This is a genomic window from Novosphingobium sp. TK71 (assembly GCF_055361505.1).
Genome location: NZ_CM143962.1, coordinates 418,520 through 441,392, shown reverse-complemented (window position 1 = coordinate 441,392; position 22,873 = coordinate 418,520). Strand labels below are relative to the sequence as shown.

Genomic DNA, 22,873 nt, shown 5'->3' with positions numbered 1-22,873 from the left:
TCGTCCCGGACCCGATCCGGGACGACCTCTCTCTTCCCGCCGCCCCTCTTGCATCCCATCGCCTTTGTCGCTGGTCCTTGCCGAACAACGTGCTAGACCTTCGGCCATGCGACTTGCTCCCCGTTCCAGCGCCATTGCGCTCGCCGCCGCCCTCGCTCTCTCCGCCTGCGCCAGCGCCCCCACGGCCAGTGTCGCCTCGCCACCGCCGGCACCGTCGGAGAATGCCGCCCCGGCACCGGCCTCCCCGGCCGAACTCGTCGCCAGGGTGGACATCCCTTACGAGAAGTTCGTGCTCGCCAATGGGCTCACCACGATCATCCACACCGATCGCAAGGCCCCTATCGTCGGGGTGACGGCGTACTACAAGGTCGGCTCCAAGAACGAGCCGCGCGGAAAGACCGGCTTCGCGCATCTTTACGAGCACCTGTTCTTCGGCGGATCGGCCAACGTGCCGGACTTCGACGTGCCGCTGGAAGGCGCGGGCTCCACGCCCACCAACGGCTCCACCTGGTACGACCGCACCAATTACGTGGAAACCGTGCCCACCGGCGCGCTGGATCTTGCGCTGTTCATGGAAAGCGACCGCATGGGCCACCTGCTGCCCGCAGTCACCCAGGACAAACTCGACAAGCAACGGGGCGTCGTCCAGAACGAGAAGCGCCAGGGTGACAACCAGCCCTACGGCCTCTTCGAATATGCCCAGGCCGAAGGCCTGCTGCCGGTGGGCCACCCCTACCGCCACTCCACCATCGGCTCGATGGCCGACCTCGACGCCGCCACCCTCACGGACGTTCGCAAGTGGTTTACCGACCACTACGGCCCGAACAACGTCGTGCTCGTGCTCTCGGGCGACATCGACGCCGCCACCGCCCGCCCCAAGGTGGAGAAATGGTTCGGCGACATTCCGCGCGGCCCCGAGATCAAGCCCGTCACTGCCGAACCCGTGACGCTTTCGGCGCCGGTGAAGCGCGAAATCGTCGACCAGGTGCCGGTCCTGCGCCTTACCCGCAACTGGACCGCTCCCGGCCTGAACGATGCCGATACCCCCGCGCTCCAGATCGGCATGCGGGTGCTCGGCGGCCTTGCCAGTTCGCGGCTCGACAATGAACTGGTACGCGGACAGCAGCTTGCGGTGGCCGTGACCGCCTATTCGCAGGTGTTCCAGCAGCTCAGCATGCTCACCATGGCCATGGACGTGAAGCCCGGCGTGGACCGCGCCAAGGCCAACGCCGCCTTCGACAAGGTCCTCGCCGACTACTTGCGCGACGGGCCGACCGAGGATGAAGTGCGCCGTGCCGTCGTCAGCACCCTTTCCGGCGAGATCGGCGGCCTTGAACGCGTCGGCGGCTTCAGCGGCAAGGGAGCCACCCTGGCCGAGGGTCAGGTCTATTCGGACGATCCCGCCAAGTACAAGCAGGACCTTGCCCGCATGGCCGCGCTCACCCCGGCGGAAGTCAAGGCGGCAATGAACAAGTGGCTCTCGCGCCCGGTCTATGCCCTCGACGTCGTTCCCGGCGCCCGCACCGAAAGCGGCGATGCCATGGGCGGCTGGGGCGACGAGGCGAAACAGCCCGCACCCCGCCCGGATCCCAAGGCCAAGGCGCCTGCCCTCGCCGCCGGACCCAAGCGCGAATTCCCGCAACTCGGCCAGATCGGCGCACTGACTTTCCCGGCGATCGAGCGCACGACGCTTTCCAACGGCATCCCGGTGGCGCTTGCGCGCCGTACCGCGGTTCCCAAGCTGGTGCTCTCGCTCGATTTCGACGCCGGCTATGCCGCCGATGCGCTCGATACACCGGGCACGCAGGGGCTGATGCTGGCCATGCTCGACCAGGGCACCTCGAAGCTCGACGCAACCCGCATCGCCGAGGCGCAGGAACGCCTCGGCGCCAGCATTTCGATCGACGGCTCGCTGGATACCAGCAGCGTGACGCTCTCGGCGCTCTCGGCCAATCTCTCGCCATCGCTGGACCTCATGGCCCAGATCGTGCGCGATCCCGCCTTCAGCCCGTCCGAAGTGGAGCGCGTGAAGTCCCAGTCGGAAGCCGAACTGGCGCAGGCACTGTCAACGCCGGACGATCTCGCCGCCCGCTCGCTCGGCAGCGAACTCTTCGGGAATCACCCTTACGCCCAGCCCTCGGACGGCCTCGGCAACGCCGCGTCGCTCGCCGCGCTCACGCCTGCCCAGCTCAAGGCCGCGCATGACAAGTGGCTGCGCCCCGATCTCGCCCGGATCACCGTGGTGGGAGATGTGACGATGGCCGAACTGAAGCCGATGCTGGAACGCGCCTTCGGCCAGTGGCAGGCCCCCGCCGTGCCAAAACCCGTAAAGCCGCTCGACGCCGCCGTGCCCGCCGCCACCGGCAGCCGGATCGTCCTGATCGACCGGCCGAATTCGCCGCAATCAGTGATCGTGGCGGGCCGCGTCCTGCCGATGACCGGCAAGACCCCGGACGCGGAACCCCTGCAACTGGCCAACGACGTGCTCGGCGGCGGCTTCCTCTCGCGCCTCAACAAGGACCTGCGCGAGGACAAGGGCTGGAGCTACGGCGTCCATAGCGGCGTGGCTCAGCCCGTCGGCCCACGCTCGGTCCAGGTCGCGGCCCCGGTCCAGTCCGACAAGACCGGTGAGGCGATCAAGGCCATCATCGCCGACATGGGCGCGCTTCCGGCAGGCCGGCCGGTAACCGCGGAGGAACTCCAGCGCGTTACCGAAGGCGCGATCCGGCAGCTTCCCAACCTGTTCGAAACCGACGCCGCCGTGCAGGCAGCGATCCGCAAGAACGACCGCCTCGGCCGCCCGGAAGAATATTACGTCGGCCTTGCCGCGAGGTATCGCACGATAGACGCCAAGGCGATCGGCGCTGCCGCCACGCAATATCTCCAGCCCAAGGGCCTGACATTCGTGATCGTGGGCGATCGCAAGGTGGTTGAACCGCAACTCAAGGGCCTCGGCCTGCCCGTCGAAGTGCGCGCGGCACCTGCAGCGCCTGAAGGCCAGGAATAAGGAGACCAGGAATGTCGCTGCTCGGCGGAACTTACGAATGCTCGACCAAGACCCCGATGGGGCATCAGAAGGGCACGCTTACCATCATTCCGGCAGGTGACACCTTCACCGGCCAGATCACCGGCGACCTCGGCACGATGGAATTGCGGGACGGCAAGATCAGCGGCAACACGCTGAGCTGGAAGATGAAGATGACCTCACCGATGCCGATCGATCTCGACTGCAAGGCCACGGTCGACGGCACCGACCTCACCGGCACGATCAAAGCCGGCTTCTTCGGTACGATGAAGCTGGAAGGCAACAAAATCGCCTGAACCGGCGAACCCGCAGACAAGAAAAAGGGCGGCCAGCGATGGCTGCCCTTTTTTCATGGCCGCTGCCATTCCCACATGATCGCCCCGCGCGGCAGAGCTGAATTCTATTCTTTAACATCAAGTCTCTTGCCAGTTTGCACCAGGCCCAATATTGGCTGATCGCGCAGGAAAGACCGACGTTGGGGAACATCGGCCGCTACCTTGCCGGGGGTTTAAACTTGATGAGTTCCACTATTCGGCACGCGATTTTCGCGGCCGCCTGTTGCGTGCAGCCTTTCGTGGCGACGGCGAGCGCGCAGGCCCAGATGCCTGAAACGCTGGCCGCGCCTGCTGCCGCTTCTGCTGCTTGCGAACTGCATGTCTGGCCGGGCCACGATTTCCATTCGGTCTATTACGGCTGGGCACACGGCGGCACCGTGGACGGAGCAGCCAAGGGACGCGACGGATACGAGAATGTACCGCATGAACCGCTTTCGGCGGGAGAACAGGTCAAGATACTCGGCTCGGCAGATCTTGCCGCCACGCTCAGCCTCGCCGGATATCGCACGGTCATCCACGAAACGCCGCTGTCCAGCCGCGAAATCCGCACCGGCCTTGCCCGCCACGCACTGGATACGCCGCGCTGCTACGCCGAATTGATGATCGACGACCTCGTCCTGCAGAAGAATTTCACCGGCACGCAAGCGCTCAACATCCTTTACCGCTTCCGCCAATTCGATGGTGACGTGTCCGGCCGCAGCTTCGGCACCTATATCCAGGTGCCGGTTCGCATTGCCGACAAGGCTATCGACAGGTCATCCGATGCGATCGTGTCCGAACTGGCGTCCGCCTATTCCATCAGCATCCACGATTTCGGCAAGGCGCTGGCGGCGCCGCCGAAAAAGAAACGCTGACCCATTCAACCACGGAGTGCGACTGTAATGAAAATGATCTCGCGTGCATGTCTGCTCGCGGCACTGGTCTTTGCGCCTGCCGCTCACGCGCAGGACGCAGCAGCCCCTGCGGCAGCAACAGCTCCTGTACCCGGACTGCAGCCTGCCGCAGCTGCGGACGGTTGCGAACTGCATCTATGGCCGGCCGAACGCATGCGATCCCAGACCACAGGCCTGCTTGGCGGCGGCCTGCTCGATGCAGCGCTGCATGCCGACCGGGATTCGAGCAATCAGTCGCTGATGGCAAGCGCACTCGACAGTCCCTCGCAGCTCGACGCACTCGTGGCGATGGATCTGCGCACCCTGTTGCCGCTGACACCGGGCACCACCATCATTCGTCACGAGCAGCCGCTCGAACGCAAGACGATGAACAAGATCAAGACACGACGCTCGGATTCGGCCGCCGCATGCTACTCCGAACTCATCGTCGCCGATGTGTTCTACATGAAGGCGGCAATCTATGGCCGCTCGCTGCGCACGCTGTTCATGTATCGCCGGTTCGATGCCGCCCAGAAGATCACCTGGGAATACAAGGCATGGGGCGGTAATGGCCTGTCGCTGTTCCCGCCGAAAGAAGGTGAGGACGCCGTTGCGGCACTTGGCGAGCTGGGTACCGTCTACCAGAAGAACTTCGTCGAATATGCACACAACGCCATTACCGCCGCTCCCAAGAAGGTAGCCGCGAAGTAAGCCGCTTCAAACGAAGAAGGGCCGGAAAGCACAGCGCTTTCCGGCCCTTCTTTATGTCTATGATACCCTGCGTCAGCCGAGCTTGGCCTTCAGGATCTCGTTCACCACCTGCGGGTTGCCCTTGCCGGCCATCGCCTTCATCGTCTGGCCGACGAAGAAGCCGAACAGCGCAACCTTGCCTTCGCGGTACTGGGCGACCTTGTCGGCATTGGCGGCGAGGATTTCGTCCACCTTGGCCTCGATGGCGCCGGTGTCCGATTCCTGCTTCAGCCCTTCACGCTCGACGATGACGCCGGCATTGTCACCAGTCTCGAACATCGTTTCGAGAACCTGCTTTGCGATCGAGCCCGAGATCGTGCCCTTGCCCACCAGCGCCAGAAGCTCCGCCGCCTGCTCATGGCTGATCGGCGAGTCTTCAAGGCTCTTGCCCTGCTTGTTGAGCGCGCCGAAGAATTCGGAGATCAGCCAGTTGGCGGCCTGCTTGGCGACTTCGGCGGGCTGCTTGCCCTGTGCCGAAGCGGTTTCGGCCAGCAGCGCCTCGAACCATGCGAAAGTATCGACATCGGCGGTCAGCACGGCAGCGTTGTAGGCCGAAAGGCCCAGTTCGCCTTCGTAGCGGGCGCGCTTGGCGTCCGGCAGTTCGGGCAGGCTCGCGCGGCAGGCCTCAAGGAAGGCATCGTCGAGTTCGAGCGGCAGCAGGTCCGGATCGGGGAAGTAGCGATAGTCGTGCGCGTCTTCCTTCGAACGCATCGAACGCGTCGAGCCGGTGGTGGGATCGAACAGGCGCGTTTCCTGCACGATCTTGCCGCCGCCTTCCAGCACGTCGACCTGACGGTTTGCCTCGTGCTCGATCGCCTGCATGACGAAGCGCACGGAGTTGACGTTCTTGGTCTCGGTACGGGTGCCGAGTTCGTCACCGGGCTTGCGCACCGAGACGTTGACGTCCGCGCGCATCGAGCCCTGGTCCATGTTGCCGTCGCACGAGCCGACATAGCGCAGGATCGTCCGCAGCTTCGACAGGTAAGCCCCTGCTTCCGCAGGCGAAGCCATGTCCGGACGGCTGACGATTTCCATCAGCGCCACGCCAGAGCGGTTAAGGTCGACATAGGACATCGTCGGATGCTGGTCGTGCATCAGCTTGCCCGCGTCCTGCTCGACGTGGATGCGCTCGATGCCGATCACCTTGTCGGCGGGAATGCCCGCCTTCTCGTCCGCCTCGATGGTCAGCGAACCCTCGCCGACCAGCGGGTGGTAGAGCTGGCTGATCTGGTAGCCCTGCGGAAGATCGGCGTAGAAGTAGTTCTTGCGGTCGAAGCGCGACCACTTGTTGATCTGCGCCTCGATCGCCATGCCGGTACGCACGGCCTGACGGATGCATTCGCGGTTCGGAACCGGCAGCATGCCCGGCATCGCCGCGTCGATCAGCGAGACCTGGCTGTTAGGCTCTGCGCCGAATGCCGTCGCCGATCCGGAGAACAACTTGGAGTTCGAGGTGACCTGCGCGTGGACTTCGAGGCCGATCACGACCTCCCAGTCACCGGTGGCGCCCTGGATGCGATAAGTGCTCATATTACCACCACTTTTCCGGCTTCGCCGCGAACTGTGCGCGGGCCTCGATGGCGAGACCGGCGTTCAGCACGCCCTGTTCGTCGAAAGCCTTGCCGATGACCTGAAGGCCCAGCGGCAGACCTTCGCGGTTGAGGCCGGCCGGGACCGACATCGCCGGAAGACCCGCAAGCGAGGCCGGCACTGCGAAGACGTCATTGAGGTACATCTTCAGCGGATCGTCGACGTTCTCGCCAAGGCCGAAGGCGGCCGAGGGCGCGGTCGGCGCGAGGATCACGTCGCACTCTTCGAAGGCCTTGGCGAAGTCCTGCGCGATCAGCGCGCGGACTTTCTGGGCCTGCGTGTAGTAAGCGTCGTAGAAACCGGCCGAGAGCACGTAAGTGCCGATCAGGATGCGGCGCTTGACCTCGGGGCCGAAACCGGCGGCGCGGGTCGCGGCGTACATGTCCTGAAGGTTGGCGCCGTCCGGCAGATCGCGCAGGCCGTAGCGCACGCCGTCATAGCGCGCGAGGTTCGACGAGGCTTCGGCAGGCGCGATGATGTAGTAGGTCGGCAGCGCGTACTTGGTGTGCGGCAGCGAAATCTCGACGATCTCGGCGCCGGCATCCTTCAGCCAGGCAATGCCGTCGTCCCACGACTTGGCGACGTCTTCGTCCAGGCCGTCAACGCGGTATTCCTTGGGAATGCCGACCTTCTTGCCCTTCATGTCGCCGGAAAGCGCGGCTTCCCAGTTCGGCACCGGCATGTCGAGGCTGGTCGAATCCTTGGCGTCGAAACCGGCCATGGCTTCGAGCATGATCGCGCAGTCCTGCACCGAGCGGGCCATCGGGCCTGCCTGGTCGAGCGAGCTGGCGAACGCCACCACACCCCAGCGCGAGCAGCGGCCGTAGGTCGGCTTGATGCCGGTAGTGCCGGTGAAAGCAGCCGGCTGGCGGATCGAGCCGCCGGTGTCGGTGCCGGTCGCCGCCGGGCAGAGACGCGCGGCGAGTGCAGCCGAGGAACCGCCCGACGAACCGCCGGGCGCGAGCGGTGCATTGCCACCGTCATTGCGCTTCCACGGCGAGATCACGTTGCCGAAATAGCTGGTCTCGTTCGACGAGCCCATGGCGAACTGGTCGAGGTTCAGCTTACCCAGCATGCCCGCACCGGCATCCCACAGCTTCTGCGAGACGGTCGATTCGTACTGCGGCTTGAAGCCTTCCAGCATGTGGCTGGCGGCCGTCGTCTGCACGCCGAAGGTGGCGAACAGGTCCTTCATGCCGATCGGCACGCCGCCCATCTTGCCGAGAGCCTCGCCGCGCGCACGCTTGGCGTCGGTGGCAGCTGCCGCTTCGATGGCCTTTTCAGGCGTGGCGATGATGAAGGCGTTCAGCGCTTCCTGCGCGGCGGCGACATTGGCGTTGAAAGCTTCCGCCACTTCGACGGCGGAGAAATCGCCGCCGGCCACACCGTCGCGGATCTGCGCAACGCCGAGTTCCGTAAGATCAGTCATTATTCGATCACCTTGGGCACGCCGAAGAAGCCGTGTTCGGCGGCGGGAGCATTGGCCAGAACGGCATCGCGCTTGTCGCCGCCGGTCAGCGGATCGGCGTCGATCACGTCGTCGCGCAGGCGCAGCGTGTTGGGGATGACGGCGGTCATCGGCTCGACGTTCGAAGTATCGACTTCGCCGAGTTGCTCGACCCAGGCGAGAATGCCGTTGAGTTCGGGGACCATCGCCTCGATTTCGGCCTCGCTCACCTTGATGCGGGCGAGGCTGGCGATCTTCGCAACGGTTGCGGTATCGACCGACATGGCGTTCCTTCAGTTTGACCGGCGCGGCTCTGCACGCGCCGGGAGATCAGGATCGGGCAGCTAGCACCCGTCCGAAATTGCTTCAAGCATGGACGCCTCCGGGAGTGCGTCCGGCCCGGCTCATTGCGAGCCGGGTTGGGCCGGTTGCGCCTGCCCTTGCTGCGCGGCGATCATCGCGTCGAGTTCCGCGCGGGTCTTGAAGTCGAGCAGGGTCACTTCGAAGACGAGGTCGGAATTGGGCGGGATCGGCCCGCCGCCTTCCGCGCCGTAAGCCAGTTCCGCCGGGATCAGGATGCGGTAGCTGCCGCCGCGCTGCATCTGCACGAGCCCGTCGGCAAAGCCGGGAACGACTTCGCCCACGGCCATCGGCATCTGTTCGTTCTGGTCGAACACGGTGCCGTCCTTGAGCATGCCCTTGTAGTTCACCAGCACATAGTCTTCGCGGGTAGGCTTGGCGCCCTGCCCCGCGGTCAGCGTGGTGACCACGACCTGGCGTGCGGGCGCAGGAGCCGGAGAAGGTGCAGTCTGGCCCGGTGCCGCGGCCGAAGCCGCAACAGGCAGGACGACGGCCAGCGCCAGGAGCGCCGGACGGAACGTGCGGATCATGGCGGCGATCAGTGTGCCGGACCTTCGGCGCCCGGAACGGCACCGTCGGGAATCGCGCCACCCGGAATCGCACCGCCGGGAATGGCACCGCCCGGTGCGCCGCCCTGCATCTGCTGGAGCTGCTGCATCAGGCGCTGCTGCTGCTCGATCTCGGCGCGGCTCTTGAAGTCGAGCAGCTCGATTTCGAAGTTCAGGTCGGTATTGGCCGGAATCTTGCCGACCGCCTTGTCGCCGTAAGCCAGCTTGGCCGGGATCTCGACCTCGTACTTGCCGCCGCGCTGCATCTTGACGAGCGCCTTGGTGAAGCCGGGGATCACCTCATTGAGGGCCATCGGAACCTGCTGCGCCTGATCGAAGACGTTTCCGTCCGGCAGCGTGCCCTTGTAGTTGATGAGCACGACGTCAGCGATCGTCGGCGATTCGCCCGAACCGGCGGTCAGCGTCTTGACGTGGACCTGCGGCGGCAGGGCAGCATAGGCGACGCCGCCGGCGGCCAGCGCGACTGCGGCAACGCCGAGCCAGATCTTGGTCAGCGAGCCCTTGGCAATCGGCTGCAGCGGAACGCGGGTGATCTCAGTCATGGTCTAGGGCCTCGTTCGGGTTCGCCCGGCGAGTACAGCTGCGCGGTAACTGCACGGCAGATGCACAAAGGGCGCGGATGGAATTTCCGCGCCCTCATGGCTCAAGCCGGAGCGGGGTTCAAGCCGCAAGCCGAGCAATTTAAGATGTGCCAATCACAATCGTAATCATACGATCCTGACTGTAGCGCGGCATTTCCCCGCTCCTCGCTCGGAAACGAGAAAACGGATGCCGCAAACCCCGCCCGGAGACGGGGCCGACATCAATCTTACTTGACGCCGTCACGCTCCATGCGCTTGCGCTCCAGCTTACGGGCGCGGCGCACAGCAGCGGCCTTTTCGCGAGCGCGCTTTTCCGAGGGCTTCTCGAAGTGACGACGCAGCTTCATCTCGCGGTAGACGCCTTCACGCTGCAGCTTCTTCTTGAGAGCCCGAAGAGCCTGATCGACGTTATTGTCGCGGACGAGAATCTGCATAAACCGACACACCTCACAAATCGAAGGCACGAATTCCGCATTCCGACGCGGAAGGCACCTTGAAAGAAAAAACGTAATTGCACCGAATCCCTGTCGGGGTCGGCTCGAAGTTGGGGGCCGCTAGCATCGCCGAGGCCGGAAGGCAAGCAATCTTGGCGAAAGATCGGCCAAAATGCGCCCTCCACCGAGGGTGGGACTCCCCGATGGAGGGTACTCATACACCAATCCCGCGCGTCAGGCCAGTTGATCGACGATCAGACCTGCTGCCGAAACGGTGGCGGAAGTCGCCGCGGAAGCCGTGTAGGTCGCGCCTTCGGCCTGCTGGGCCTTCAGGTTCTCGATGAAGGCCTGGACCGCGGCCAGCGTGGCATCGGCCTCATCGGCTTCTTCCGTGTCATCGGTGGAATCGGTGTCGTCCGTCTCATCGGTGTCGTCCGTTTCCTCGGTCTCTTCCGTCTCGTCGGTTTCCTCGACGGACGAACCGCCGGGCGGCGGACCGCCGGCACCGCGAGGACCGCCGGGACCACCCGCGCCGCCGGGTCCACCGGGGCCGCCGGCTCCGCCGGCCTCACCGCCATCCTGCGACGCGCCCTGCGCGAACAGGGATTGCAGGGTGGAGGCCTGATCTTCGGTCAGGGTGCCGTTTTCCACCTGGTCGGAAATCAGCGAATCGATCCGATCCTTCATCTGGGAAGGGTCGAGTTTGCTGCCCGAAGACGCCGTGCCGAGCGCGTCGTCGATCGAATCGAGCGCCGATTCGAGCGCCGCGGCATCGCTGTCGCTGACCGAACCGTTGCTCACGGCGGAGGCCAGCTTGTCCTCCATGTCCTGACTCGGATTGAACAGCGTGCTCAGCGCGCTTGTGGAAGATGATATCTGCATCATTATGTCTCCTTGCGGAGTGGGGTCGCACCCAATGACACTTATAGAAGGGCCGCGTGCCGTCCGGTCGGATGGAACGATTGGAAATCCGCGCATTCACGGCTAAGGCGGCCCAATGTCCCAACCTTCCTTTCTAGCCTCCTCGCTCTTTGTGGCGCTGGGCGGCGGCGTCGGCTCATGGCTGCGCTTTCTCACCGGCCTCGGCTGGACCGCCGTGATCGGCCCGGCAAGAGCCGGTGCGTTTCCCTATGGCACCCTTACCGTCAATGTCCTTGGCAGCCTTGCCATGGGCCTGCTGGCAGGCTGGCTCCTGCGCCACACCGCAGAGGGCGAGACTGCCCGCCTGCTCATCGGTGTCGGCGTGCTGGGCGGCTTCACCACCTTTTCCTCGTTCAGCCTCGACACCATTGCCCTTGCCATGCGCGGGCAGCTCGGTCTTGCGGCTTTCTATGTCGCGATCTCGCTGATCGCGGGCTTCGCCGCGCTGTTTGCCGGCTTTTCCATCACGAAGGGAGTCGCCGCATGAGCCGCGACAATTCAGATTCCGTCCGCCAGTTCACCGTCGGCCGCGACGACGAAGACATCCGTCTCGACCGCTGGTTCAAGCGCCACCTGCCCGAAGTCGGCTTCGCGATGGTGTCGCGCTGGGCGCGCACCGGACAGATCCGTGTCGACGGCAAGCGCGCCGATGTCGACACCCGGCTCGTCGCGGGCCAGGTCCTGCGCGTGCCGCCGGGCGGCGAGGCCAAGCCCGGCCTCGGTGGCTCGCGCCCGCGCCGCGAACTGACGGAAGCAGAGATCGAACTCGCCGATTCGATGGTCCTCACGCAGGACCGCTCGGCGATCGTGCTCAACAAGCCGCCGGGCCTCGCCACGCAGGGCGGATCGGGCATGAAGGAGCACGTGGACGGCCTGCTTGACGCCTATGCGGAGAAGGGCCCGCGCCCCCGCCTCGTCCACCGGCTGGACAAGGACACTTCCGGCGTCCTGCTGATCGCCCGCACGCCCGGAAGCGCGGCGTTCTTCTCCAAGCGCTTTTCCGGGCGCACCGCCAAGAAGATCTACTGGGCGCTGGTGGTCGGCGTGCCGAGCATCAACGACGGCATGATCGAACTGCCGCTCGCCAAGCAGCCGGGCACCGGCGGCGAGAAGATGCATGTGGATGAGGAAGGCGGCCAGTCCGCCCGCACCCGTTACCGCGTGCTGGACCGTGCCGGCAACCGCGCCGCCTGGGTCGAACTGCACCCGCTGACGGGCCGTACGCACCAGTTGCGCGTCCATATGGCGGCAATCGGCCACCCGATCGTAGGTGACGGCAAGTATGGCGGGCAGGAAGCGTTTCTTTCGGGCACGATCAGCCGCAAGATGCACCTCCACGCCCGCCGGCTCATCATCGAGCACCCGGACGGCACCCCGCTGGACGTGACCGCCCCCCTGCCCGAGCATTTCGCCAATTCGCTGGCCTCGCTCGGTTTCGACGAGGCGGACGGCGCGGAACTGCCCGAATCCGCGCCGGAGTTCACCAAGGACGACGAGAAGCGCGCCGCCAAGGCTCACGCCAAGCAGTATCGCAAGGAACGCCGGGGTGAGCGCCGCTCGCGCCGCGATACCCCTTCCGACCGTCCCTCACGCGGCAAGCCCTCGGGCAAGACCGCATCGCGCCCGGGCGCAAAGTCCGCAGGCAAGCCCGGCGGAAAACCCGGCAAGACCGGTCCCGGCAGCAAGACTGGCCCCGGCGCAGCCCGATCGGCGCCTGCCCGCCCCGCCTCGCGTAAACCCGGCGGCTCGGCACCTTCCGGCGGACGGCCTTCCGGTCCGCGAGGAAAGCGGTGACCGCGGCGGTAAAGTTCGCCGTCTTCGACTGCGACGGTACCCTGGTCGACGGGCAGGCACCGATCTGCGAGGCGATGGAAGCGAGTTTCGCCCGCTTCAGCCTGCCCGCTCCCTCGCGCGGCCTGATCCGCCGCGCGGTGGGCCTCTCGTTGCCGCAGGCGATCCGGCAGCTCCTGCCCGATAGCGGCGAAGAGCAGCAAAATGCGATGGCGGAAGCCTACAAGGTCGCATTCCGACAGGCACGAGAGGAAGGGCGCGTCTCGCAACCGCTGTTTCCCGGCATCGAGGACTGCCTGCGCACTCTTCACGCGCGCGGATGGACGCTTGGCGTGGCCACCGGCATGTCGGACCGGGGCCTGGGCCACTGCCTTGCGGCCAACGGCATTTCCGACCTCTTCGTCACCCTCCAGACGGCGGATCGCCACCCCTCCAAGCCGCATCCCGCGATGCTGGAGGAAGCACTGTTCGATGCGGGCGCCCTGCCCGGCGAAACGGTGATGATCGGTGACACCGCCTATGACATGAAGATGGCGAAAGCCGCCGGAACCCGCGCCGTCGGCGTGGACTGGGGCTATCACCACCCGCGCGAACTGACCGAGGCCGGCGCCGAGAAGGTCGTCGCAGCGCCGGGCGAACTTGCGGAGTACCTCCTGGCATGACCGAACAAGATCCGGCGAGGGCCCGCTTCGCCACCATCCAGCTCGTGCGTATCTTCGGCGTCGCCTGCGTGATCGCGGGCATGGCGATCGGCGCCGAAAAGCTCGCCGCGCCGCTCTGGCTTGGATACCTCCTGATCGCCAATGGACTGATCGACGTGTTCGTCATTCCCAAGGTGCTGGCGCGCAAGTGGCGGAGCCCGAAATGAAGCGCTTCTACAAGGAGGCCTCGACCGGCGAGACCGAAGGCGGGCAGGCGTGGCGCGTGCTGCTGGACGGCCGACCGATCAAGACCGCCGGTGGCCGCCCCCAGGTCGTGCCGACAAGGGCGCTCGCGGAAGCGCTTGCCGCCGAGTGGACCGCCCAAGGCGAGCAGATCGACGCGCGGAGCTTCCATTTGCGCGATCTGGCCGACTTTGCCGTGGATGCGGTTTCGGACGACCGCGAGCAGACGATCCGCGATCTCCTGCCTTATGCCGAGACGGACACGCTCTGCTACCGCGCCGAGCCGGGCGAGGCGTTTCACGAGCGCCAGCTGGCCGTGTGGGAGCCCCTGCTTGTCGAAGCGGAAACCCGCTACGACGTGCACTTCACGCGGATCTCCGGAATCATTCCCAAGCCGCAGCCGGCCGAGACGCTGGCCCGCATCGAACTCGCCCTTGCCGCCGAGAGCGACTTCTCGCTGGCCGCGCTCAAGATGCTCTCCAGCCTCGCCGCCTCGCTGGTGATCGCCATGGCTGCGATCCGGCCGGGCGCCGATGCGGAAGCGCTGTGGAAAGCCGCCAACCTGGAAGAAGACTGGCAAGTCGAGCTCTGGGGCGAAGACTGGGAAGCCGCCGAGCACCGCGCCGCGCGCTTCGAGGCGTTCAAGCTGGCCATGCGACTGGCAGAACTTTCGAGGTAGGCACAGGACGCCGGGGCCTGCCCCGGGCTTCATGGCGCCCCCTTCGCTGCTATTCCAAAGAAAAGACCCGCCCCGGACTAACCGGAGCGGGTCTTCCGAACGGTGCGCGGCGTTGCCTCCGCGCGGTCCCGTTCTTCTTGAGATCAGAACTTCACGCCGAGACCGGCGAGGCCGTAATGACGGCTGAAGCCCTGTTCGTAGTTCGAATAGTTGTACTCGATCTTGCCGAACAGGTTGCCGCCGAAGTTGTGCTCGAAGCCGGCACCGAGACGGAAACCGTCAAGGTTCGTGCCGTCGCTGTCCTTGTTGGTGCCATCGGTATAGGTCACGCGCAGGCGGGCATTGGTGTAGCCGCCGAGGACGTAGAGCTTGCTGGTTTCGCCAACGTTGGTGCCGATGCGGGCAACAGCGGCAAGGTCGCGCCCGGCGCGGACGCAGAGCTTGTCACCCAGAGCGATGACGTCGCGTGCGCATTCCTTGGTCGTGCTGTCCGATACGCTCGCCTGGATACCGAAGAACAGCGCTTCACGAACCGGGAAGTCGTAACCGGCAGCAACGCCGTAAGTGAGGCCTTCCGACGAACCGCCGTCGATCGAAACGCTGTCGAGGCCGGTCTGTGCCTGAACGTAGGCCTGCGCATTGGCGGCGGCCGGAACGGCGAAAAGGGCGGCGGCAGCGCCGAGAAGGGCGATCTTGTTCATGCGTATGCTCCTGCATTCTGTTTGCCCCGCGGCATTCGTGGCGGCGGGATCGGGGGGCCGAATACAGGGCCGGGAAATCGGTTCAATACAGATGCTTGCACAGCATCGTCATAAAACTGCCATTGTGGCATGACAGCCACAACCAGAAACTCGAAAAACAAGGTAAAGTAACGGAAATCCGCCTTTTGCACGCACTATTGTAAAATCGGAAACCGCGACAGAAAATTAAATCTTCAATAGCCCTTTAAAACGCGCACGGACGATCCCAAGATGCACAATACCTTACAGATATTGTCATTTTCGGAAAGATTCCGCGCAGATCCCCGCGTTTTCAGGACGAACTCTTCCTGCGCAATCCTTGAAACCGGCGTCTTCAGGCGCCGGATTTCACCCATGCAGCAACGTCCTTCGCCACGACGTTGGCAGCCTGATTGATAGCCGGCCCGATGAGGGCGGCTTCCGGCTTGATGCCAGGCACCACCGATTCGAACCGCTTGGTCACGATCGGCCCGTTGCGTTCGGTACGGATTGCATCGAAGCGCACGACGACCGAGGAAGTGGCGACATCGTAGCCCATGTCGAGCAGGCGCCCGCCGATCAGGGTCTTGCCGGTGACCTCAAAATCGCCGCCTTCGACCACGAGCTGCCCGGTATCGGCACGCAGCGTTTCAGCCAACAGCGAGCGGAACTGGCGGCTCGGCTTCTCGATCCACCAGGCATCCTTGAGATAGGACATGCTCGACGCATCTATCCTTACCGGAACCCGCAGCACATCGAGGCTGCGATCCGCCTCAGGGTCCAGCACGACGATGGCATCGGTAATCCGCCCCGTGGCCTGCGACCCTGCGGGAGCCTTGTCCTGCGGAGTGAGACGGAACAGCAGCTCGGGCGGCTTGGGCGCGAGGCTGATGCAACCGGAAAGCGCCAGTGCCGCCACGGCCGCTAGCGCGCCGCCGAAAATCGGGGTCTTGTGCCGGAGCTTCATCGCGGTTCCCATCGTCTTTCCCGTTTTCTTCTTCCCGGCCGAAGCACGCCCGTTCACGACTGGCGCACTCATGGCTTGTAGGTGGGCAGCTTCTGCCCCTTGATGAGGGCGCCCGCGCCCTGCTCGTCGATCTTCTCGGTCACACTGCGCAGCGCCTTGCTGGTGGCGCGCAGATCGCGGATCGCGGCTTCGGCGGCAGGAAGCGTCTGCTGCGATACCTGGTCGAAGGCAGGCTGCGCATGCTGGAGCGTCTGGTCGAGGGTCTCCATCGACTTCTGCGCAGCGCCCAGCGTCTCGCGAAGCTGGGCCGCCAGCGAATTACCCTGATCGCCCAGCAGGCTGTCCGCCTTGCCTGCCACGCCCTCGAACGCGACCAGCGTTCTGGTGGCCTGGTTCAGCGTTCCCTGAAGTTCCGCCAGCGTCTGCTTCATTTGCGGCGTCGCGGCCGAGAGATCCTTCGTCATCTTGTCGGTATTCTTGAGAATGCCGGTGATGGAACGGCGGTTCTCTTCGGACATCAGCAGGTTGAGGTTCTCTGTCAGCGTCGCCAGCCGTTCGAGCAACAGCGGCGCGTTGGAGAGGATTTCACCCAGGCCGCCGCGCTTGGTCGGGATCACGGGCACGCCTTCCGGGCCGGGCTCGGTCAGCAGCGGCGCGCCCTTCACGGCGCCTTCGAGCTGGATGTCGGCCACGCCGGTGAAGCTGCCCTGGATCGTGGCAGTGGTGCCGACGGTGACGGGCACCTTCTTGTCCACCTTCACGCGCACGCGAATGAAGCTGGGGTCCTGCGGCCAGAGTTCGATCTCCTTGATCTGCCCGACTGGCACGCCCGCGTAATCGACGCCGGAACCCTTGGCGAGCCCGTCGACCGACTGCTTGAAGAAGATGTCATACTCGTTTCGCGCGGTGTCGTTGATCCGCGCGATCCAGATGATGAACGCCGCCAGCGTCGCCAGCAGCACCAGCGTGACGGCTCCGACCCATATGTGATTGGCCCGTGTTTCCATGCTGTGTGCCCTATGCCCCGCTTTCGTTGGTAGTATTCAGGGTCGGCGCCTCGGGGGCGGGACCGTCCTGCGCGACCGGCGCGTCATGCTGCATCGAAATCTCGTCCTTCGCGCCGAGCGCGGCACGGCCGCGCGGGCCGTTGAAGTATTCCTGTATCCACGGGTGATCGAGCGCGAGAAGTTCGGGGATCGTACCCACGGCGATCACCTGCTTGTCCGCCAGCACCGCCACGCGGTCGCAGATGGCGTGAAGCGTGTCGAGATCGTGCGTGATGAGGAACACCGTCAGGCCCAGCGTATCGGCCAGTTCGCGCGTCAGACCGTCGAAAGCGGCCGCACCGATCGGATCCAGGCCCGCGGTCGGCTCGTCGAGGAACAGCAGTTCAGGGTCGAGCGCCAGCGCCCGCGCGAGGCCGGCGCGCTTCTTCATGCCGCCCGAAAGCTCGTTCGGATACTTGAAGGCCGATTCCTCGGCCAACCCGGCGAGGCGCACCTTGAAGCGGGCGATCTCGCTGCGCAGGGTATCGTCGATCTCGGGATAGAACTGCTTGAGCGGCACTTCCACGTTCTCGCCCACGGTCAGGGTCGAAAACAGGGCCCCTCCCTGGAACAGCACGCCCCAGCGCGAGCGCAAGTCGATCCCTTCCTCGTCGGTGGAATCGCCCATGCGGTGGCCGAGCACGGTGATCTCGCCCTCGGCAGGCTGCTGCAGGCCGATGATCGAGCGCATCAGCACCGATTTGCCGGTGCCCGAACCACCGACGACGCCGAGAATTTCGCCCCTGCGGACCTTGAGCGAGAGATCGTCGTGAATGACATGCTCGCCAAAGACGTTGCGCAGCCCCTCGACGACGATGGGAAATTCGTCGGCGGGATTGTCGCCCGGCATGGGCCGTTCGGCCTCGAGGCTTGCGGTTTCGCTCATTGCCAGCCGATCTTGGTGAAGAAGATGGCGAAGAAGGCGTCGAGCACGATCACCGTGAAGATCGCCGTGACCACCGCCTGGGTAGTGCGCGCGCCGACTTCCTCTGCGTTGGAGGTCACCTGCATGCCCTGGTAGCAACCGGCGAGCGCGACGATCAGCGCAAAGACCGGCGCCTTGATCAGCCCGACCCACACATCGGTGATCGGCACCACTTCCTGGGTGCGCTGAAGGAAGGTCCAGAACGGAATGTCGAGCGCGAAATTGGCGATGAAGGCGCCGCCGATGATCGCCAGAACGGTGGAATAGAACCCCAGCAGCGGCATCATCAGCATCGCCGCCAGCACCCGCGGAACGACCAGCGCCTGCATCGGCGAAACGCCGATGGTGCGCATGGCGTCCACTTCCTCGGTCAGCTTCATCGTGCCGATCTGCGCGGCGAAGGCCGACCCGGATCGCCCCGCGACCATGATTGCGGTCATCAGAATGCCCAGTTCGCGCATCGCAAGGCGGCCGGTGAGGTTGATGGTGTAGATTTCCGCACCGAACTGCGCGAGCTGCACCGCGCCCTGCTGGGCGATGACGATGCCGATCAGGAAGCTCATCAACCCGATGATCCACAGCGAGTTGATGCCCACATGCTGCATGTGATGCACCAGCGCCGTGCCGCGCAGCCGCGATGGATGGCGGATGGCGGTGCCCAGCGCCGAGATCAGTTCGCCGAGGAAACCCACCGAGCGGATCAGCCCGTGCCCCCAGCCGACCACGAGATCGCCGAGTTCGCCCACCGTGCGCAGCAGCAGCGGCTGCTCCGGTTCGATGTCCGCCTCTTCCTCCGGCACCTTGCCGATGGCGGCGAACAGGCGTTTCGCCTGCTCGCTCTGGCCGATCACTTCGAGGTCATGCTCGCTGGCATAGCGGCAGACGAGCCAGGCGCCGGTCGTGTCGATATCGGTTACGCCGGACATGTCCACCCGGGCGAACGGCCCGTGCAGCGCGGCCAGCTTGGCCCCAAGGTTACCCAGCGAATGAACGCGCAAGGGCCCCTTCAGCGCCACGGTCTGGACGCCATCCTGGTCGCTTTCCGACAGAGTGAATTCAGCCCATTCCCGCATGTGCGCTCGTATTGGGGGAAAATGCCTGTACCGGCAAGGGGTTCCCCCGGTGCGGCAGATTGTTCATTTCGCAATTGCAACCGTAGTGGAGCAATCTGCCTCGCGCGCGCATCTGCGCGGGTGAACTTACGGAGACTTGCGCGCGAAGCGCCGCACTGGCAAAGCGCCGCGCCATGACCGACACTCCAGAAACCGCACCCGAAGGCACCCTCGAAGCTGGGCCCGAATCTGGGCTGGCCAAGACCTTCGACCCCGCCCAGATCGAGGCGAAGTGGTACCAGCATTGGGAAAGCGAAGGGCTGTTCCGCCCCGAGCGCGCCGACGCGCAGCCGTTCACCATCGTGAACCCGCCGCCGAACGTTACCGGCTCGCTCCACATCGGCCACGCGCTGGACAATACGCTGCAGGACATCGTGATCCGTCACGAGCGCCTGAAGGGCAAGGACGCTCTCTGGGTGGTCGGCACCGACCATGCCGGCATCGCCACCCAGATGGTGGTCGAGCGCCAGATGGAGGCGAAACAGGACAAGCGCGCGAATTACACGCGTGAACAGTTCATCGAGAAGGTCTGGGAATGGAAGGCCGAATCCGGCGGCACCATCACCGGTCAGCTGCGCCGCCTCGGCTGCTCGATGGACTGGAGCCGCGAGCAGTTCACGATGGATCCGCACTTCACCAAGGCCGTGGTCAAGGTCTTCGTGGACCTGCACAAGCAGGGCCTGATCTATCGCGACAAGCGCCTGGTGAACTGGGACCCGAAGTTCCGCACCGCCATTTCCGACCTTGAGGTCGAAACGCGCGAGACCAACGGCCACTTCTGGCACATCAAGTATCCGCTTTCGGACGGTTCGGGCCATATCCACGTCGCCACCACCCGCCCGGAAACGATGCTGGCCGACATGGCCGTCGCGGTTAATCCCGAGGACGAGCGCTACAAGGAACTGCTGGCGCGCGGCGCCACCGTCACCCTGCCGCTCACCGGCCGCGAGATTCCCATCGTCGCGGACGAGCACGCCGATCCCGAACTGGGCTCGGGCGCAGTGAAGATCACCCCGGGTCATGACTTCAACGACTTCGAGGTCGGCAAGCGCGCCGGCTTCAAGGCCGGCGACATGCTCAACATGCTCGATGCCGATGCCAAGGTCTGCCAGACGCAGGACGGCCTCGTGCCTTCGCAGTTCATCGGCATGGACCGCTTCGAGGCGCGCAAGGCGATCGTCGAGTGGCTCGATAACGACGGCTTGCTCGAAAAGGTCGAGGACCGCGTGATCCAGACCCCGTTCGGCGACCGCAGCGGCGTGGTGATCGAGCCCTGGCTGACCGATCAGTGGTACGTCGATGCGCAGACGCTGGCCGGCCCGCCGCTGGAAGCCGTCCGCTCCGGCGCGATCGAGATCGTTCCCAAGACCTGGGAAAAGACCTTCTTCAACTGGATGGAAAACATCCAACCCTGGTGCGTCTCGCGTCAGCTCTGGTGGGGCCACCGCATTCCGGCGTGGTTCAGCGAGGACGGCGAGATCTTCGTCGCCGAAACCGAAGAAGAAGCACAGGCGCAGGCCGGCAACAAGAAGCTGACCCGCGACGAGGACGTCCTCGACACCTGGTTCTCCTCCGCGCTCTGGCCTTTCGCCACGCTCGGCTGGCCGGATGAAGATGCGCCGCTGCTGAAGAAGCACTACCCGAACGACCTGCTGGTTTCCGGCTTCGACATCCTGTTCTTCTGGGATGCGCGCATGGCGATGCAGGGCATTCACTTCATGAAGGAAGTGCCGTGGAAGCGGCTCTACCTCCATGGGCTGGTGCGTGCTGCCGACGGCCAGAAGATGTCGAAGTCCAAGGGCAACGTGGTCGATCCGCTGGGCCTGATCGACAAGTACGGCGCCGACGCGCTGCGCTTCTTCATGGCCGCCATGGAAAGCCAGGGCCGCGACGTGAAGATGGATGAAAAGCGCGTGGAGGGTTACCGCAACTTCGCCACGAAGCTTTGGAACGCCGCGCGTTTCTGCCAGTCCAACGGCATCGTCGCCAGCACCTCGATCAAGGCGCCCGAAGCCACTTCCGCCGTCAACAAGTGGATCATCGGCGAAGTCGTTGAAACCGTTGCCGCGCTGGACAAGGCCATGGCCGACCTGCGCTTCGACGCGGCTGCCAATGCGATCTACCACTTCGTGTGGAACCAGTTCTGCGACTGGTACATCGAACTGATCAAGGGCAACTTCGACGAAGAGACCAAGGCCGTCGCAGGCTGGGTGCTCGACCAGATCCTCGTCATGCTCCACCCCTTCATGCCCTTCGTCACCGAAGAGCTGTGGAGCAAGATGGGCGCGCGCGAACAGGACCTGATCGTCGCCGCATGGCCCGCGCCGGAAGCCTCGGTGGACGCCGAGGCCAAGGCCGAAGTCGAATGGCTGATCGCGCTGATCGGCAACTTGCGCGGTGCCAAGTCCGAACTCGGCATCGCGCCGGGCGCGCGCCTTACCGCCTATGTCGCCAATCCCTCGGACGCGACCCGCGCGGTGATCGGGCGTAACGGCACGGTTATCGACCGTCTGGCGCGTCTGGATGCGATTGTGTTCGAAGCGGCTCCGGCCGGTGCCGCCATGCAGGTGGGCGCGGGCGATGCGACGCTGGCGATCCCGCTGGAAGGCGTGATCGACATCGCCACGGAGAAGGCCCGTCTGGAAAAAGCCATGGCCGCTTCGGTCAAGGAACGGGACTCGCTCGACAAGCGTCTGGGCAACCCGGCCTTCGTAGAGAAGGCCAAGCCGGAGGCCATCGATAAGGCCCGTGCCGACCATGCCCATCACTCCGCAGAGGCCGAGCGTCTGGCCGCGGCGCTGGTGCGACTGGGTTGAAGAAGTAAGGGTTAAGGCAGGGGGTCTAGACCCCCTGCACCCCCAATAGCGCGCAACGGCGAGGCCGGGCACGACGCAGACATTCCGAGGGTCTGGGAGATCATCCCCCAGGACTTCTCTCTTATTCGTTTTCCTACACCTCACGCATCTGACACTTTCGCGCGCGTGAACGCCCTACCCTTTCTCCACGAAGCCAGACACAAGGTGACACCCTCGACGCAAGGTGACACTTTTCCCTCTGGACCGTGTAAACTGTGTCAACCTCGCCCCTCAAAATCGTAATCTTACACCGAGACGATCCGTGACTCTTGCCCTTGCCACCACCACTCCCGGCGAACCCGAAGTGTTCGCTTCGCTTCAGGGCGAAGGCGCCAGCATGGGGCGGCCGAGCACGTTCGTCCGGCTGTCGCGCTGCAATCTCGCCTGCCAGTGGTGCGACACCGCGTACACATGGCGCTTCACGGGCGACAATCGCTTCCACCGCGACGATCTGGCTTTCGAACGCAAGGCCAATCAGGTCATGGCCGAAGAGGCCGACGTAGCGCGCATGGTGGCCGACCTGCCGCCAGATCGCCTTGTCGTGACCGGGGGCGAGCCGCTGCTTCAGGGCCCGCAACTGGCGCGGATGCTGGTCGCGCTGGACGACGCGCGGCCGGGGATGCATGTCGAAATCGAAACCAACGGATCTGTGGCCCCGCATGCGGCGCTCGATGCGCGGGTGCAGCAGTACAACGTCAGCCCGAAACTTTCGCACAGCGGCAATCCGGCCGAGCTCGCGCTGGTGCCGGAACGACTGGCGGCCTGGGCGGCCGAACCGCGTGCATGGTTCAAGTTCGTGGTGGCCGAACCTGCCGACGTGGACGAGGTCCGCGCGCTCCAGCAGCGCTACGCCATTCCCGCAGAGCGGATATTCCTGATGCCCGAGGGTCGCTCCAGCGATGTTATCCGGCAGCGGTCAGGCTGGCTCTCGGATATCTGCACGCAGGAAGGCTATCGCTTCACCGACCGCCTGCACATTCATATCTGGGGCGATACGCGGGGAACTTGAGG

Annotated in this window: 23 protein-coding genes; 11 read left to right on the top strand and 12 right to left on the bottom strand. The window is 64.9% G+C overall.

The window, feature by feature from the left end; translation table 11 throughout:
- The first annotated feature begins 106 nt into the window (after positions 1–106).
- From ACXJ16_RS01950 to ACXJ16_RS01935, 4 genes are all read left to right on the top strand, one after another.
- On the top strand, positions 107–3,007 hold the full coding sequence (locus tag ACXJ16_RS01950; protein ID WP_463921107.1) for a M16 family metallopeptidase: 2,901 nt from the start codon (positions 107–109) through the stop codon (positions 3,005–3,007).
- A gap of 11 nt (positions 3,008–3,018) precedes the next feature.
- Positions 3,019–3,321, top strand: a complete 303-nt coding sequence (locus ACXJ16_RS01945; RefSeq protein WP_324696149.1) for a hypothetical protein — start codon at positions 3,019–3,021, stop codon at positions 3,319–3,321.
- A 221-nt stretch (positions 3,322–3,542) separates the two neighbouring features.
- Positions 3,543–4,214 carry a hypothetical protein gene (locus tag ACXJ16_RS01940; protein ID WP_132469325.1) on the top strand — a complete coding sequence of 224 codons (672 nt, stop codon included), beginning with the start codon at positions 3,543–3,545 and terminating at the stop codon, positions 4,212–4,214.
- 192 nt (positions 4,215–4,406) lie between these two features.
- A complete protein-coding gene (locus ACXJ16_RS01935) occupies positions 4,407–4,943 on the top strand; it encodes a hypothetical protein (RefSeq protein ID WP_054440571.1) in 537 nt (178 codons plus the stop codon).
- A gap of 72 nt (positions 4,944–5,015) precedes the next feature.
- Here the strand turns inward: ACXJ16_RS01935 and gatB are convergent, their stop codons facing one another.
- The 7 genes from gatB to ACXJ16_RS01900 all read right to left on the bottom strand — a co-directional run bounded on the left by gatB (position 5,016) and on the right by ACXJ16_RS01900 (position 10,845).
- On the bottom strand, positions 5,016–6,512 hold the full coding sequence (gene gatB / locus ACXJ16_RS01930; RefSeq protein ID WP_463921105.1) for an Asp-tRNA(Asn)/Glu-tRNA(Gln) amidotransferase subunit GatB: 1,497 nt from the start codon (positions 6,510–6,512) through the stop codon (positions 5,016–5,018).
- 1 nt (position 6,513) lies between these two features.
- Positions 6,514–8,001, bottom strand: a complete 1,488-nt coding sequence (gene gatA / locus ACXJ16_RS01925; RefSeq protein ID WP_463921103.1) for an Asp-tRNA(Asn)/Glu-tRNA(Gln) amidotransferase subunit GatA — start codon at positions 7,999–8,001, stop codon at positions 6,514–6,516.
- Positions 8,001–8,303 carry an Asp-tRNA(Asn)/Glu-tRNA(Gln) amidotransferase subunit GatC gene (gene gatC, locus ACXJ16_RS01920; RefSeq protein WP_054440581.1) on the bottom strand — a complete coding sequence of 101 codons (303 nt, stop codon included), beginning with the start codon at positions 8,301–8,303 and terminating at the stop codon, positions 8,001–8,003. The genes gatA and gatC overlap by 1 nt, the downstream gene beginning before the upstream one ends.
- 120 nt (positions 8,304–8,423) lie before the next feature.
- Positions 8,424–8,909, bottom strand: coding sequence for an FKBP-type peptidyl-prolyl cis-trans isomerase (locus tag ACXJ16_RS01915; protein WP_324696157.1), 486 nt, complete (start codon positions 8,907–8,909; stop codon positions 8,424–8,426).
- A gap of 8 nt (positions 8,910–8,917) precedes the next feature.
- Positions 8,918–9,490 (bottom strand): FKBP-type peptidyl-prolyl cis-trans isomerase, encoded by a 573-nt coding sequence (locus tag ACXJ16_RS01910; protein ID WP_185996976.1) that lies wholly within the window; start codon positions 9,488–9,490, stop codon positions 8,918–8,920.
- Positions 9,491–9,756: 266 nt separating this feature from the next.
- Positions 9,757–9,963: a 30S ribosomal protein S21 gene (gene rpsU / locus ACXJ16_RS01905; protein WP_054440590.1), complete on the bottom strand. Its 207-nt coding sequence runs from the start codon at positions 9,961–9,963 to the stop codon at positions 9,757–9,759.
- Between the two features lie 234 nt (positions 9,964–10,197).
- Positions 10,198–10,845 carry a hypothetical protein gene (locus tag ACXJ16_RS01900; protein ID WP_463921101.1) on the bottom strand — a complete coding sequence of 216 codons (648 nt, stop codon included), beginning with the start codon at positions 10,843–10,845 and terminating at the stop codon, positions 10,198–10,200.
- A gap of 115 nt (positions 10,846–10,960) precedes the next feature.
- On the opposite strand from ACXJ16_RS01900, the gene crcB reads away from it, so the two are divergent.
- From crcB to ACXJ16_RS01875, 5 genes are read left to right on the top strand one after another with little or no spacing between them, the layout of a single operon-like run.
- Complete coding sequence (crcB, locus tag ACXJ16_RS01895) at positions 10,961–11,371, top strand: fluoride efflux transporter CrcB (protein ID WP_185996975.1); 411 nt, start codon at positions 10,961–10,963, stop codon at positions 11,369–11,371.
- A complete protein-coding gene (locus ACXJ16_RS01890) occupies positions 11,368–12,678 on the top strand; it encodes an RluA family pseudouridine synthase (RefSeq protein WP_054440599.1) in 1,311 nt (436 codons plus the stop codon). The genes crcB and ACXJ16_RS01890 overlap by 4 nt, the downstream gene beginning before the upstream one ends.
- Entirely contained in the window at positions 12,675–13,337 is a 663-nt protein-coding gene (locus ACXJ16_RS01885; protein ID WP_185996973.1) for an HAD-IA family hydrolase, read from the top strand. The genes ACXJ16_RS01890 and ACXJ16_RS01885 overlap by 4 nt, the downstream gene beginning before the upstream one ends.
- A complete protein-coding gene (locus ACXJ16_RS01880) occupies positions 13,334–13,543 on the top strand; it encodes a hypothetical protein (protein WP_054440606.1) in 210 nt (69 codons plus the stop codon). The genes ACXJ16_RS01885 and ACXJ16_RS01880 overlap by 4 nt, the downstream gene beginning before the upstream one ends.
- Entirely contained in the window at positions 13,540–14,238 is a 699-nt protein-coding gene (locus ACXJ16_RS01875) for an ATP12 family chaperone protein (protein WP_463921100.1), read from the top strand. The genes ACXJ16_RS01880 and ACXJ16_RS01875 overlap by 4 nt, the downstream gene beginning before the upstream one ends.
- Positions 14,239–14,381: 143 nt before the next feature.
- Here ACXJ16_RS01875 and ACXJ16_RS01870 read toward each other — a convergent pair whose 3' ends face one another.
- The 5 genes from ACXJ16_RS01870 to ACXJ16_RS01850 all read right to left on the bottom strand — a co-directional run bounded on the left by ACXJ16_RS01870 (position 14,382) and on the right by ACXJ16_RS01850 (position 18,968).
- Complete coding sequence (locus ACXJ16_RS01870) at positions 14,382–14,939, bottom strand: outer membrane protein (protein ID WP_463921099.1); 558 nt, start codon at positions 14,937–14,939, stop codon at positions 14,382–14,384.
- Between the two features lie 373 nt (positions 14,940–15,312).
- Positions 15,313–15,936, bottom strand: coding sequence for an ABC-type transport auxiliary lipoprotein family protein (locus ACXJ16_RS01865; protein WP_054440694.1), 624 nt, complete (start codon positions 15,934–15,936; stop codon positions 15,313–15,315).
- A gap of 56 nt (positions 15,937–15,992) precedes the next feature.
- Entirely contained in the window at positions 15,993–16,931 is a 939-nt protein-coding gene (locus tag ACXJ16_RS01860; RefSeq protein WP_054440612.1) for an MlaD family protein, read from the bottom strand.
- 10 nt (positions 16,932–16,941) lie between these two features.
- Positions 16,942–17,856: an ABC transporter ATP-binding protein gene (locus ACXJ16_RS01855; RefSeq protein WP_082370508.1), complete on the bottom strand. Its 915-nt coding sequence runs from the start codon at positions 17,854–17,856 to the stop codon at positions 16,942–16,944.
- Positions 17,853–18,968: an ABC transporter permease gene (locus ACXJ16_RS01850; protein WP_132469327.1), complete on the bottom strand. Its 1,116-nt coding sequence runs from the start codon at positions 18,966–18,968 to the stop codon at positions 17,853–17,855. Before ACXJ16_RS01850 ends, ACXJ16_RS01855 begins: the two co-directional genes overlap by 4 nt.
- A 173-nt stretch (positions 18,969–19,141) precedes the next feature.
- Between ACXJ16_RS01850 and ACXJ16_RS01845 the strand changes: the two genes are divergently transcribed.
- Positions 19,142–21,823, top strand: a complete 2,682-nt coding sequence (locus tag ACXJ16_RS01845; protein ID WP_463921097.1) for a valine--tRNA ligase — start codon at positions 19,142–19,144, stop codon at positions 21,821–21,823.
- 301 nt (positions 21,824–22,124) lie between these two features.
- The gene (locus ACXJ16_RS01840) at positions 22,125–22,871 is read left to right on the top strand and encodes a 7-carboxy-7-deazaguanine synthase QueE (protein ID WP_463921096.1); all 747 of its coding nucleotides are present in this window, start codon (positions 22,125–22,127) and stop codon (positions 22,869–22,871) included.
- Positions 22,872–22,873: the final 2 nt, after the last annotated feature.